Here is a 12,867-nt window from a genome sequence, read left to right as displayed (position 1 = left end):
CAACATGGTTTTTACGCTAGGCCTTCGGCACACCGCTGTCGTTTGTTCAAGCCTCCCACTGTTGGTAGAATCGCTGGTTGTTCAAACTTGAATGGCATCGCAACGGCGGTGTCGTAAAAACCTTCCGTTAGGCGGACGAATCTAATCATATGCCACGTGTGTCGGCTGACAATATCCGCGAACTTCTCGCCAATGGTGGCTATCAACCCCGCAGCGAGGCGATGGTTATGGCCCTCTGCCACGCTGCAGAGTACGACCACCTCGATCTTGTTCGCGAGCTCATCGCCGAAGCCCCGGCGGCTGCACAATCTGTCGAACCACTCATAGCTGCATTGGAATCGCACAATATCTCGATCTCAACCTTGCTTCTCGACCATGGAACTCCGCTCAACGGGCGAGGTGGGCACTCCGGCGAAACTCCGCTTATGGCCGCTGCTGGGGTTGGCTTCGTCGAAGGCGTTCGATTTCTGCTCGACCGTGGAGCTGATGTCTCCATCCTTGATGGTGACGGCAAGCTTGATGCTCTCGGTTGGGCGCGTATGGGCGGTGCCGAACATAATTTCGTTGGTGGAATGCCCGATGATGCCCGTGCGGCCTATGCGACGGTCGTTCAAATGCTTGAGTCTAACGAGGGGCCCGCCGCCTAACATGGTTTTTACGCTAGGCCTTCGGCACACCTTCGCTTGTTTGGCAACGGGCGCTGGTATTGGTAAAATCACTCGCGATTCAAACTCCACCGCTTCGTTCGGGGCGGTGTCGTAAAAACCTTCCGTTGTCGGACAGAAACCAGTGGCTACCTACTACTTCTACGACATCTCCCCCCGCCGATGACGCTGACTGCCTGTCGATCGACGACGTCGTGACTCGGGTCGCCGACACGTTTCCGCGACACGAGATCAGCGCTGAAGAGGCGCAGTCCGACGCAAAGAAACGGCTTGCAGCACTTGAAGGCTTGAACGCACCCGAAGAAATCTGCCGCATCTACCGCGAAGGCAAACCTGTTCGCTGCCGAATTGCTGAACCGGATGCCATGGAATATCTCGAATTTGATGTCTGGGAGAATCAAGGCATACAGGTCTATCCTTACCCCAAGGATGTCAAGAATTGCTGCCTTCCGTTGGCGCACAAGCTCGCGGAATTGTTGGGCTATCGACTTGCTTGCGAGGAATACGATTAGGTAGCGTCTTGTCCGACAACATGGTGTTTACGCAAGGCCGCGGCTGTCGTCTGTGGAGGCATTTCTGGTGATTTGCGTCAATCGCTTCGGCGACGAGCCCACTGGTGCCAACCCGCGGACACCCTCGCTCTTTGTTTGACGGGCGATCTTTTGGTACGATGTTTGGTGGCACTTGAATCGTTCGCTTCGTTGTGGACGGGTGTCGTAAAAACCTCCCGTTGTCGGGCACTAGATGCGAACCCCCGAGCAAATTGCCGACGAACTGGCTGACGTCATCCGTCATGTTTACGCTCGCCCGTCGATGTATGCCCGCGCTGATACGATTGAATCGACGCTCTGGAACTTCCATTGGGCTTGGGCGATTGTCCACGAATCCGAAACGCAGTTTCGCGAATTGCGACATGAGACTTTGGTACGCCACAAGGCTCCATCTGGGTTGTTCTCACGATACAAGCACGACAATCCCGACTCCTCGGACGACGAGGCTCTTGCTTTCACGCTCGATCAATGGCGGGCGATGTCTGCCGAACTGGGTGTCCCGCTCGAAACGTAGTGCCCGTGCCCGACAACATGGTTTTTACGCTAGGCCTTCGGCACACCTTCCTTGTTTGGCGACGCGGGTTGGCCTTGGTACAATTTCCGTAGTTCAAACATCGTTCACTTCGTTTAGGGCGGTGTCGTAAAAACCTTCCGTTGCACGACCTCAGTCTTCCCATGAGTCACATCCAACCCCGTGACTTCGCACTACTAACTGATCGCGACGTAGACCACACTTGCGTGTCCTGCTGCGGCGATGAGGACTTCGTGCTGCTCCGGTGTCGCCACTGCGCTCACATCTGGCTGGAGTGCTACGAATGCTCGACGTGGTTCGTCAATCTTCACGACCTATCGCAAACCGTGTCTTCATTCATCTCTGATCCCAGCGCACGGTTGGTGTGCCCCGAATGCGCGGTCGCCTTTGACGACTTCAGTCACTTGGCCGATGACGTCGTTGATGCCTACCTGCCGAACCGGGATCATGTCGCGGCGGCCGGATTCGGTCACTTCCTCGTTGATGGCCGGGCTGATCCGTAGCGGGGCGCTGACCTTGCAGCCGTCAACGGGTGGAGACCTTTCTGGTTATTCACCGGTCGTGCAACATGGTTTTTACGCTAGGCCTTCGGCACACCTTCGTTGGTAGGCAACGGGCGCTGGCATTGGTACACTATCTCGTGCTTCAAACTCCACCGCTTCGGTATCGGCGGTGTCGTAAAAACCTTCCGTTGCACGACCTAACCGCAAGGACTCCCGTGACTGACGTTTCCCTGCGATTGCTCGTCCTCAAGACTCACGACGTTCCCGCCGTTTGCGCCTTCTACGGTTCGCTGGGTCTGACCTTCACCGAAGAGCAACACGGCAAGGGGCCGCTGCATCACTCGGCCCCGCTTGGCGATGGCATCATCGAAATCTATCCGCTACCTGACGATCAAGCGGTCGATTCGACTACTCGGCTCGGTTTTGCGATCGTTGCCCCTGATGCTGCCGTCGAATCTGCGGCGTCACTCGGTGGTCGCGTCATCAAACCCGGTCGTGACACGCCGTGGGGCTACATGGCATTAGTCGCCGATCCCGATGGTCGCACTGTCGAACTCTACCGTGCCTGATGCGCTGACCTTGCAGCCGTCAACAAATGGAGACTTTTCTGGCGATTCACCGGTCGTGCAACATGGTTTTTACGCTAGGCCTGCGGCACACCTTCGCTTGTTTGGCAACGGGCGATGGCGTTGGTACAATCTCTCCTGATTCAAACTCAACCGCTTCGTTTGGGGCGGTGTCGTAAAAACCTTCCGTTGGCCGTCACAGCTTTTCGATGAGTTCACCTGAATCTACCATCCGTGATCGCATCCGTGCCGTTATGCCCACCGCTCGCTTTAGTCCCCCAGCGACGCTCTCCATGATCGACGCTGCCCAGCAATCGCTGGGTGTCGAGATTCCCAGCTGGCTACGAGATATCTATCTGGTGTGCAATGGCTTCGTCGGCCCAACTGACGTTCGTTATCTCTATCCACTTGACGGTAGCGAAGGTGCTGCAGAATTTACGTCGTTTCTTCGCACGGAATGGACAACACCATGGCTGCACCGTGCTCTCATCTTTTCGGACAACGGAATTGGCGGGTCATTGACAGTCCACTGGGCCATTCTTGATGGCCAACTGATCGAGTGGTGCTATAGTGACGGCGACGAGTACACGGTCGCCGATGGCGATATTTTTGCACTGTTAGCCCGCGAGCAGGCTCTCTGGGACGACGCTGATACTGAGATTCAATGACGGCCAACATGGTTTTTACGCTAGGCCTTCGGCACACCGCTGTCGTTTGTTCAAGCCTCCCTCTGGTGGTAGAATCTTTCGCAGTTCAGGCATCTCTCGCTTCGTTTAGGGCGGTGTCGTAAAAACCTTCCGTTGTGTGCCATGGTCACTAACTTTGCCATCGCGTTTGCGATCGCTGTCGCCATTGTCATTCTGTGGGCCTGGCTCGGAGACTGGTCCCAGAGTCGCTTGCGTCGCGACGATGACGCTTACTGGACGTCTCACACGCTGACATGTCCGCACTGCGACGCGCCGTACCCACCAACTGCATACACCACCCGATGGATAACGTTTTCTGAATCGCCCACCAATGGTGCTTCGATTACATGCCCGTCTTGTACGGAAATCGCCTCTTTTGATCGTACGGATGACAAGCCAGTGTTCGTTTCCCTTGCGAATCGACCGCGTGAATGCGCCAACTGCGGTGAACGCTTCAATGGGCAACCGGATTCCGCGTGTCCAGTTTGCAACGTCGCTCGTCGCGCGTAGGCACACAACATGGTGTTTACGCTAGGCCTTCGGCACACCTTCCTTTGCACTTCAAGCGGGGCTGTCGTATTATCGGCTGTTCGTGATTCAAACTCCACCGCTTCGCTTTGGGCGGTGTCGTAAAAACCTTCCGTTGTGTGACCCTAGCGTATTGATTCCGAACGACTACGAACCTTTGCTTCTCACATTCCACGACGTTCGACTCGTCGATGGCGCATCCGTGATCGGTGATGACGGTGGCGGGCGTCTCGAACTGGACGGCGATCGCATATTCTCCCGTGACCCGGCAGGCAAACTTCCTAGCCGGTTCGTGAATTCCACGCTGCAACAACTGCGATCGTGCATTGACGCCCATCGCGTATATGCTGACACCGTTCGCGACGATGACGCTGGTGCTGCGGCCGCGGTGTTCGCTGATGCTATTCGCGGAATCGATGCTGAGTGTTTTGCCGATCCAGAGTACTGGTGGGCGGTTGTTGTCGAGCAAACTCGTGATGGCTTGCTCTAATCGCGCTCCACCGGGTCACACAACATGGTTTTTACGCTGGGGCCTTCGGCACACCTACGTCCTTTTGCAACGATCGCTGGCCTTGGTAGAATCTCTCGTAGTTCAGGCATCGCTCGCTTCGTTTAGGGCGGTGTCGTAAAAACCTTCCGTTACGCGACCACCGGTGAATCCACTGCAGCAGTACATTGACGACCTTGAGTCTCCTGACGCATCAACGCGTGAGGTTGCAGCACACGCTCTTCGCGACCTCGGTGACGCAGCACGCGATGCTGCTCCGGCACTGTATGCCGCAATCCTCCGCGAGCCCGAGGCCTGCCCTTGGATTGGAACGGCTCTCACACGTATCGGTTCACTCGCACCCAACCTTAACGCACTCGAATCCGCGCTTCGTAGCGACAACTCACATGTTCGCTTCTGGGCCGCTCGAACAGCGGTCAGACTTGGCCCCGACGCTGAACCCCTGATTCCCGTTTTGATTCCTCTTCTTTGCGATTCACACCATCCCGTATCTGACTCTGCTTGTTGGGCGCTGGGTACTATTGGCGTCCCCGCTATCTCACCACTGATTGATGCCGCGCGGGATTCCGACGCGAACCTGCGAGGACGTGCGGCGCTCGCTCTTGGTCGCTATTCGGAAAACGCTGCAATGAAACTGTCAGCTATCATTGAATCTTTCGACGATACTGACCCCGACGTCCGGCGGCACGCCGCCCATGCGATTTGCTCGTTGGCACAATCTGCGCATCCAGACCGAAACGTCTACGATGATGAGACGTTCTCGGAAATCCTTGCTGCGATTGACCGAATTGCCAATGACGACTCAATTGATGTTGATGCGGAATGGTTCGGCCGAATCTGCGGCTGGCTCAGACCCAGCGCGTAGTGGTCGCGTAACATGGTTTTTACGCTAGGCCTTCGGCACACCTTCCTTGGTTGGTCACGCGGGCTGGCCTTGGTACAATTTCCGTAGTTCAGACATCGTCTGCTTCGTTTAGGGCGGTGTCGTAAAAACCTTCCGTTGTCGGGCACTAGCGTTTTGAACTGCGACTGCGACCAACTCGCTGATTTCATCGAACTTTGGGACGACGTCCAGACCTTCGATGACTTCGCTCCGGTCGCACGCAATTACGACACCGAACTGCGTCGATGCCCAGCTTGCCGTTGCCATTGGCAGATCGACACTGGACGTGGCAACTTGGCGATCCGCATTATTGCGCCGGAATCGTGGGATACGTTCGACGATCGTCCCATTCGCTTGGCACACATGGTTGCTCACCACGGCGGTCACGGTAATTCGACATGCTCGTGGGCTGCCTGTGAACGTCTGGCCTTAAATGGCATGGCGATCTGCGTGCATCATGCGTATCCGTCTTTGTCCAACGAAGTGGAGACCTAACTCGTCATTCCCGTGCCCGACAACATGGTTTTTACGCTAGGCCTTCGGCACACCTTCGTTGGTAGGCAACGGGCGCTCGCATTGGTACAAGTTTTCGTGATTAAAACTCAACCGCTTCGTTTGGCGCGGTGTCGTAAAAACCTTCCGTTGTCCGGACGAGCGTTTTGAATAGCGAGCTTCAATTCTTTATGAACGCGGACGATGAAGCCGAGTTCATCGGTTTTGCAGAACCTCTTGCTGACTCCGTTGATCGCGAATCGGATATCCAATGGTTCCTCTGCGTTGACGACTGTCGGATTCAGCTCCTTCGATCACGACTCTACGACAACGTGTTGATCTGCGGGCGGATTGCCCTGCGCACCGACTCTGGTGATCCTGATTCCAAACGGGCTGAAACTCTGTTCAACAAGTTTCGTCGTTGGATCAAGAAAACCTACGACAACCGACTGACGGTGCGGAACGTCAACATCCCAGATAGCACCATGGACTGTCGCACCCATTGGGTTGGCCCAAAATTGCTGGCGCACATTCGCAATGCTGACGCTCTAACGTTGGGTCAGAATCGAAATGCGATTGTGGTCTTTGAGACGGACGCTGTATAGCACTTCATCGCCGGACAACATGGTTTTTACGCTAGGCCTGCGGCACACCTTCCGTGTTTGGCGACGCGGGCTGGCCTTGGTACAATTTCTCGTAACTCAGACATTGCTCGCTTCGTTAAGGGCGGTGTCGTAAAAACCTTCCGTTAGCCGCCGCTAGATCATGAAGTACTTCGACGTTTCTTGGTGCGAATCGGAAGACGAAATGGACGAACAGGCGCGTCTGTTCGGCACCATCCTCGCGTGGGCTGCCAACAATCAACATCTCAGCGCTGACTGCGTCGAGGACAATCCGGACGTTCTCGAGCGGGTTCGTTCGCGATCCATGGATTCCGGCATGTTCTTCGCGGACATCGCGTACGCGCTCTGCGACGGCAAGATTTGCGACCACGACTTCACTGACGCCGCGCAGGAGTTTATGTCGCACTACATCGACAAGAATCTCAAGCAATTTGCTGACGACTTCTATGGCGTCCATGGTCAGGAACTCCCAGCTGACGACTCATGGGACGCGTACGATAGACTTGCGGCCGTATTCGACCAACGTTTCTCCGATTGGCAAGCTCACTCGTAGTGCCCCACGGCGGCTAACATGGTTTTTACGCTAGGCCTGCGGCACACCGCTGTCGTTTGGTCGAGCCTCCCACTGCTGGTATAATCTCTCGTAATTCAGACATCGTTCGCTTCGTTCAGGGCGGTGTCGTAAAAACCTTCCGTTGGCCGGTCCAAATGCATCCTTTGATTGAGTCTGTTCACGGTCATATTCGATCCCTCTCTTACAAATCGCCAACGCAACTCATGAACGATGTTGCCGTCGTCTTGTCCGATGTCCTCACGGAAGGCGACCGTCCTGACAACTCCGCATTTGAGAAACTACTCAAGTCGGTCACGTCTGTGCAGCTATACGATATCGCTGAAATCCCTGGTGTCTTGCGAACTTGGGACGCACTTACTGATGAAGACGAATTGCGGACTGCACCAGATGACGATGACCGGTCACTCAGTTTTAAGGTCGGTGTCGTCTGGGGCGTCGGGCGCAGTCTAATGTTGTATTTCAATCCCAACGAAAAGTTGAATTCGTTCGAGGAATGGCAGGACTTTGCTTGCAGCAACATTGTCACGATGTGCGGCATATTCTTGCCCAAATAGGCCGGCCAACACGGTTTTTACGCTAGGCCTTCGGCACACCTTCCATGTTTGGCGACGCGGGCTGGCCTTGGCAAAATCTCTAGTAATTCAGACGTCGTTCGCTTCGTTTAGGGCGGTGTCGTAAAAACCTTCCGTTGCACGTCAGAGTCTAATGGCCGATGACACTTTGAACGTTCGCTTTGGTGACATCTCGCATGGATGGCTGCCTATTACGTTTGGCATCGCTGGCACTGACACGCTCGTGAATGCATCGGACGTTCCCGCTGACCCCATCGCACCGTTGGTGTCGCTCGCTCGTTTTCTGTTGTCGGCTGAACTCGGCTCGCGTATCGTCGAATTCCACCTCGAACCTGAATACGCAACGCTAACCGCGACCAAAACTGCTGGCAGTTGCTTTGACGTTCGGCTGGTCCAACCCGGCTGCAACATCTCGCGCTCAGCGCTTTCCCGTGTTGCAACCTCCACACAAATCTGGCGCGCTCTGCGTGACGTGGAATCGGCAGTTTGTGTCGCGATCGACGACAACCAATGGAGCTGGGAGTTTCCCGCAACGCAAATGGGGATGCTCGCATCCGAAATTAAGACCGTAAACGTAACTCACTGACGTGCAACATGGGTTTTACGCAAAGGCCTTCGGCACACCGCTGTCGTTTGTTCAAGCCTCCATCCGGTGGTAGAATCTACACTTGTTCAAACTTGAATGGCATCGCAACGGCGGTGTCGTAAAAACCTTCCGTTAGGCGGTCGAATCTTCTCCAATGCCACGCGTGTCAGCCGAAAACATTCGCGAACTCCTTGCCAATGGTGGATACCAACCATTGCCTGACTCGCCGATGCCCCGCCGCGAAGCGCTCGTCATGGCATTGTGTGACGCCGCGGAAAACGATCACCCCAAACTTGTACTCGAACTCATCGCTGAAGACCCGGCCGCTAGCGAATCCGTCGAACCGCTAATCACCGCACTGGAATCGCATAACATCACGATATCACATTTGCTTCTCGATCACGCTGCTCCGATCAACGGGCGGGGCGGGCATTCTGGCGAGACGCCCTTGATGGCTGCCGCTGCGGCAGGTTTTGCCATAGGCGTTCGCATGCTTCTTGATTGTGGCGCGGATTCATTGCTCCTAGATGGCGACGGTGAACGTGACGCACTCGGTTGGGCCCAAATGGGCGGCGCCGAACACAATTTTGTTGGCGGAATGCCCGACGATACCCGCGCAGCTTACGCAATGATCATTCAGATGCTGCAACCACACGCGGGGCCCGCCGCCTAACATGGTTTTTACGCTAGGCCTTCGACACACCTTCCTTGGTTGGTCACGCGGGCTGGCGTTGGTACAATTTCTCGTAGTTCAGGCATCGTTCGCTTCGTTTGGGGCGGTGTCGTAAAAACCTTCCGTTAGGCGACCTAGTCGATTGCAGCTTCCACGCGGAATAACCGGTTTCGACGTTTCCACGTCGGTTGACGTTCGCGCTTTTCGCAGCACGCTTTACACAGCTTGTCGCGACTCAGGTTTCACCGTTGACGAGCCTCCATCGGACGAGGCCGAGATTTACCATACGCTCGTCCGCGCCCTTGTTTCGTGCCGCGACGAACAGTGGAGCTTGCTACTGAACATCCACCATCCATACGTTGCGTTCGCATCACCCAACGGATGTCCTCGACTTTAACTTTGATTTCCGGGACTGCGACGTCCTTGCCGTAAACCTATTTGGCTACACTGCTCTGTCGGCCGAATTCCTGAATTCGCCTGTCACTGAAAACGCAATCTCGCTTCTCGGCGAATCGGAACTGCGCAAACTCAAATACTGGGCTCCCCCAAACATCGGTCACGTAGTTTTCAACTTCTGGGATTAGGCACCGGTCGCCTAACATGGTTTTTACGCTAGGCCTTCGGCACACCTTCCGCGTTTGGCGACGCGGGCTGGCGTTGGTAGAATCTTCAGTAATTCAGACATCGTTCGCTTCGTTCAGGGCGGTGTCGTAAAAACCTTCCGTTGTGCGACCTACCGAAATGGAATATCTGGGCCATCCGTACTTCGATGAATCCGACCGAAGCGCCTGGCTCGAACTCCCTATCGACCGAGACGGTATTCCTACGGCTAGCGACACCGCGGACGCGCTAAACTCTGTAATCCGACGTGACTTTGACCAAATTCGCTCACTCGTCATCGAACGTTTAACAATGTGTTCGCCCGATGAATGGCTCGCTGAGTGTCCGCATCCACTGCTTAACGACTTTTTGTACTGCCCGGCTGGTGACGCCAGCGCTCGCATTTTTCTCCAGTACGCATTTCGCCCAAGTCTGACCGAAAACTCCTACCACACTGACACGTGGTGGGCGATCGTCCTGTGTCCGTACGTCACCGGGAATCCATACACGAACAAAATGGATTACGTAATCGAGCATTTCGGTTGGTCCGTGGACTAGAGATGCACCGGTCGCACAACATGGGTTTTACGCTAGGCCTTCGGCACACCTTCCAACTTTGTCAACGCGGGCTGGCTTTGGTACAATCTTTGGTAGTTCAAGCATCGTTCGCCATCGTTGATGGCGGTGTCGTAAAAAGCGTTCCGTTAGGCGACCTGCCGAGGTCGGGGTTTTGAGCGGGATCTATTAGTGTGCGATTAGCGCTGATTAGTGTTCCTGAAAAAGCCGGGCTGCGCTGAACACTGATCTTCGCTAATTGAACACTAATCCGGCGCGGGCTCTCGGCTTCGATGCGGAACAGTCGTCTCACATGGGTTTCACGCTGGGTCGCGGCTTCGTCTCTGGAGCATCATTCGGCGGGTCACGTCGTTCGCTTCGATGATGCCTTCCCGTTGGCAACGCCGCGATCGCCTTGGCTGTGATTCCAACGGCCCTCGATTGGGTACACTGTTCGGCACTTCCAAGTCGTCCGCTTCGTTGATGGCGGTGTCGTAAAAGCGTTCCGTTAGGCGACCTGCCGAGGTCGGGGGTTCGAGGGGATGTATTAGTGTGCGATTAGCGCTGATTAGTGTTCCTGGAAAAGCCGGGCTGCGCTGAACACTGATCTTCGCTAATTGAACACTAATCCGGCGCGGTCTCTCGGCTTCGATGCGGAACAGTCGCCTAACATGTGTTTTACGCTGGGTCGCGGCTTCGTCTCTGGAGCCTCGTTCGGCGGGTCACGTCGTTCGCTTCGATGACGCCTTCCCGTTGGCAACGCCGCGATCGCCTTGGCTGTGATTCCAACGGCCCTCGATTGGGGACACTGTTCGGTACTTCCAAGTCGTCCGCTTCGTTCAGGCGTTGTCGTAAAAACGTTCCGTTAGGCGACCTACCGAGGTCGGGGGTTCGAGGGGATCTATTAGTGTGCGATTAGCGCTGATTAGTGTTCCTGAAAAAGGCGGGCTGCGCTGAACACTGATCTTCGCTAATTGAACACTAATCCGGCGCGGTCTCTCGGCTTCGATGCGGAACAGTCGCCTCACATGGGTTTTACGCTGGGTCGCGGCTTCGTCTTTGGAGCCTCGTTCGGCGGGTCACGTCGTTCGCTTCGATGATGCCTTCCCGTTGGCAACGCCGCGATCGCCTTGGCTGTGATTCCAACGGCCCTCGATTGGGTACACTGTTCGGCACTTCCAAGTCGTCCGCTTCGTTGAGGGCGGTGTCGTAAAAACCTTCCGTTGTCCGCCGCAGGTTATTCGTTGGCAAACCTCATCGTCGAAAAATCGCCCACGATCAAATGGTATTCTGACCTTCACCCGTTTTTCGCGCGGATTGAATCCATTGTCCGTCAACACCGCTGGCTCTGGACGGACGTGGACCTAAGTTGTGAACTTCCTGTTCCGCCCAACAACAGTGATCGTTACTTGGTCGACGGCGACACGCTTTACGACTTCGCTCTCAATCGTCCTCAATTCGTCTGGTCGGTGCTGTCGGCATTGCCTGCATCCGCCGATTTCGACCCCGCGATCCTCGACTCCGTTCCGTATGCTGACGGCAACGCCGATCTGTGGCATGGTTCGCCGCGGCCGCAATTCTCTGACGCGAGTTTCGAGATCGTTTGCTGGGATTCTTCGGCGACGCTGCTGATTGGTGCGTCTGACGACGTCGCGAATGCCTTTCTCGCTGCGTATCCGGACGCACGCAACCTTGATACTGACAATCAATCGCGGGGCTAGCGGCGGACAACATGGTGTTCACGACGGGCCTTCGGTGCACCTTCCTTGGTTGGTCACGCGGGCTGGCGTTGGTACAATCTCTCGTTGTTCAGACATCGCTGGCTCGGTTCCGGGCGGTGTTCGAATACTGACTGTGGGCCGACGCAGGGGGGGCCAATGCCGATCGCTGAAATCATTCACCCCGGATTCTCCACCGCCGACGGAGAGGTTACATCGATTTCGTATGATGGCAGTGATGTCACGCTGAGATTCCTCGATTGGCGTGAACATCAAATTTGCGTCGTGTTTGGTGACGTCACTCGTTTCGAGTGGACTGATGAACCAGACGACTTGTTCGAGGGTGAGCCGTACGATGGCACGTGTGTGGTTCGGAATTCTGCTTGGCCGCCAATCGTTGCCGAGTCCAAATGGGAACACTACCGCCTGAACTTCAACGCTTGCGGCGGTCGGTTGGATGTCGCTTGCGAGTCTTTTGCGATGGGGACGCTGCCATAGCGCAGGGTCGGCCCAGTAAGGGCTTTTGCTGATCGCAATCCCAAGGTGCGCCAACATCATAGCGCACTGGGATGAATTGACGGCCATGTGGACGACGCCGACGTGATCGCGATCTATGACGTCGATCCTGAGGGCGACGTTTTTCGCGAAAATGCGATCCTGGGGGTGAAGACGTGAGCGATCAACGGTAGACGCAGGTGGTCACGAGCAAGGTGTGGGAGGTGGACGTTTCCTCGCCACTTTTCAGAGCGTCCTGTTGCACGATGTATGACAGCCCGCAAGTCGATGTTGGCCGAGTTCGGCAATGCCGGTCTGGATTTCGATGCGGGCGTGCGCAAACGAGTTTGACACGGCTGCCTCATAATCGATCCCAATTGCATGACCGGCATATCTGTTGCTTTGTACAGCGATAGTCATCCCTCACCCGGGTGGCTGTCGCTTTCTTTGTGCGTCTTGCGCGGTCAAACGTGGGGGAATGCGCGATTTGGGTGGCTCGTTGACGCCCTCCCTCACCCGTTTTTGACTCATCGGAGACCTTTATGTTCGGCTTTCGT

The 12,867-nt window shown here is 55.7% G+C and carries 15 protein-coding genes; all 15 read left to right on the top strand.

Going from position 1 to position 12,867, the window contains the following annotated elements; translation table 11 throughout:
• The first annotated feature begins 149 nt into the window (after window positions 1–149).
• The 15 genes from UH5x_RS04775 (at window position 150) to UH5x_RS04705 (ending at window position 12,313) form a co-directional block, all read left to right on the top strand.
• Entirely contained in the window at window positions 150–647 is a 498-nt protein-coding gene (locus UH5x_RS04775; RefSeq protein ID WP_482634903.1) for an ankyrin repeat domain-containing protein, read from the top strand.
• A gap of 212 nt (window positions 648–859) precedes the next feature.
• Window positions 860–1,177, top strand: a complete 318-nt coding sequence (locus UH5x_RS04770; RefSeq protein ID WP_482634902.1) for a hypothetical protein — start codon at window positions 860–862, stop codon at window positions 1,175–1,177.
• Between the two features lie 232 nt (window positions 1,178–1,409).
• A complete protein-coding gene (locus tag UH5x_RS04765; protein WP_482634901.1) occupies window positions 1,410–1,730 on the top strand; it encodes a hypothetical protein in 321 nt (106 codons plus the stop codon).
• A 344-nt stretch (window positions 1,731–2,074) separates the two neighbouring features.
• A complete protein-coding gene (locus UH5x_RS04760; protein WP_482634900.1) occupies window positions 2,075–2,251 on the top strand; it encodes a hypothetical protein in 177 nt (58 codons plus the stop codon).
• A gap of 215 nt (window positions 2,252–2,466) precedes the next feature.
• Window positions 2,467–2,820 (top strand): VOC family protein, encoded by a 354-nt coding sequence (locus tag UH5x_RS04755; RefSeq protein WP_482634899.1) that lies wholly within the window; start codon window positions 2,467–2,469, stop codon window positions 2,818–2,820.
• Window positions 2,821–3,110: 290 nt separating this feature from the next.
• Window positions 3,111–3,485 carry an SMI1/KNR4 family protein gene (locus tag UH5x_RS04750; RefSeq protein WP_482634898.1) on the top strand — a complete coding sequence of 125 codons (375 nt, stop codon included), beginning with the start codon at window positions 3,111–3,113 and terminating at the stop codon, window positions 3,483–3,485.
• Between the two features lie 703 nt (window positions 3,486–4,188).
• Window positions 4,189–4,521 carry an SUKH-4 family immunity protein gene (locus UH5x_RS04745; RefSeq protein ID WP_482634897.1) on the top strand — a complete coding sequence of 111 codons (333 nt, stop codon included), beginning with the start codon at window positions 4,189–4,191 and terminating at the stop codon, window positions 4,519–4,521.
• Window positions 4,522–4,684: 163 nt separating this feature from the next.
• Window positions 4,685–5,404, top strand: a complete 720-nt coding sequence (locus UH5x_RS04740; protein WP_482634896.1) for a HEAT repeat domain-containing protein — start codon at window positions 4,685–4,687, stop codon at window positions 5,402–5,404.
• Between the two features lie 135 nt (window positions 5,405–5,539).
• Window positions 5,540–5,917: a hypothetical protein gene (locus UH5x_RS04735; RefSeq protein ID WP_482634895.1), complete on the top strand. Its 378-nt coding sequence runs from the start codon at window positions 5,540–5,542 to the stop codon at window positions 5,915–5,917.
• Between the two features lie 188 nt (window positions 5,918–6,105).
• Window positions 6,106–6,519 carry a hypothetical protein gene (locus tag UH5x_RS04730; RefSeq protein WP_482634894.1) on the top strand — a complete coding sequence of 138 codons (414 nt, stop codon included), beginning with the start codon at window positions 6,106–6,108 and terminating at the stop codon, window positions 6,517–6,519.
• A 202-nt stretch (window positions 6,520–6,721) separates the two neighbouring features.
• Window positions 6,722–7,090, top strand: coding sequence for a DUF7832 domain-containing protein (locus UH5x_RS04725; protein ID WP_482634893.1), 369 nt, complete (start codon window positions 6,722–6,724; stop codon window positions 7,088–7,090).
• A 224-nt stretch (window positions 7,091–7,314) separates the two neighbouring features.
• Window positions 7,315–7,665, top strand: coding sequence for a hypothetical protein (locus UH5x_RS04720; RefSeq protein ID WP_482634892.1), 351 nt, complete (start codon window positions 7,315–7,317; stop codon window positions 7,663–7,665).
• 758 nt (window positions 7,666–8,423) lie between these two features.
• Window positions 8,424–8,942, top strand: a complete 519-nt coding sequence (locus UH5x_RS04715; RefSeq protein WP_482634891.1) for an ankyrin repeat domain-containing protein — start codon at window positions 8,424–8,426, stop codon at window positions 8,940–8,942.
• A gap of 2,399 nt (window positions 8,943–11,341) precedes the next feature.
• A complete protein-coding gene (locus UH5x_RS04710; protein ID WP_482634890.1) occupies window positions 11,342–11,818 on the top strand; it encodes a hypothetical protein in 477 nt (158 codons plus the stop codon).
• Window positions 11,819–11,974: 156 nt separating this feature from the next.
• A complete protein-coding gene (locus UH5x_RS04705; protein ID WP_482634889.1) occupies window positions 11,975–12,313 on the top strand; it encodes a hypothetical protein in 339 nt (112 codons plus the stop codon).
• The last annotated feature ends 554 nt before the right edge of the window (window positions 12,314–12,867 follow it).

The sequence above is a fragment of the Rhodopirellula sp. UH5 genome (assembly GCF_056839225.1).
The sequence above is the reverse complement of the archived record's forward strand: the minus strand, read 5'-3'. Positions and strand labels throughout refer to the sequence as shown.

What these genes read in the sequence shown, in the direction of transcription:
- UH5x_RS04775 (WP_482634903.1), top strand. Translation starts at nt 150, where the DNA reads ATGCCACGTGTGTCGGCTGACAATATCCGCGAACTTCTCGCCAATGGT.
- UH5x_RS04765 (WP_482634901.1), top strand. Translation starts at nt 1,410, where the DNA reads ATGCGAACCCCCGAGCAAATTGCCGACGAACTGGCTGACGTCATCCGT.
- UH5x_RS04750 (WP_482634898.1), top strand. Translation starts at nt 3,111, where the DNA reads ATGATCGACGCTGCCCAGCAATCGCTGGGTGTCGAGATTCCCAGCTGG.
- UH5x_RS04730 (WP_482634894.1), top strand. Translation starts at nt 6,106, where the DNA reads ATGAACGCGGACGATGAAGCCGAGTTCATCGGTTTTGCAGAACCTCTT.
- UH5x_RS04725 (WP_482634893.1), top strand. Translation starts at nt 6,722, where the DNA reads ATGGACGAACAGGCGCGTCTGTTCGGCACCATCCTCGCGTGGGCTGCC.
- UH5x_RS04720 (WP_482634892.1), top strand. Translation starts at nt 7,315, where the DNA reads ATGAACGATGTTGCCGTCGTCTTGTCCGATGTCCTCACGGAAGGCGAC.
- UH5x_RS04715 (WP_482634891.1), top strand. Translation starts at nt 8,424, where the DNA reads ATGCCACGCGTGTCAGCCGAAAACATTCGCGAACTCCTTGCCAATGGT.
- UH5x_RS04705 (WP_482634889.1), top strand. Translation starts at nt 11,975, where the DNA reads ATGCCGATCGCTGAAATCATTCACCCCGGATTCTCCACCGCCGACGGA.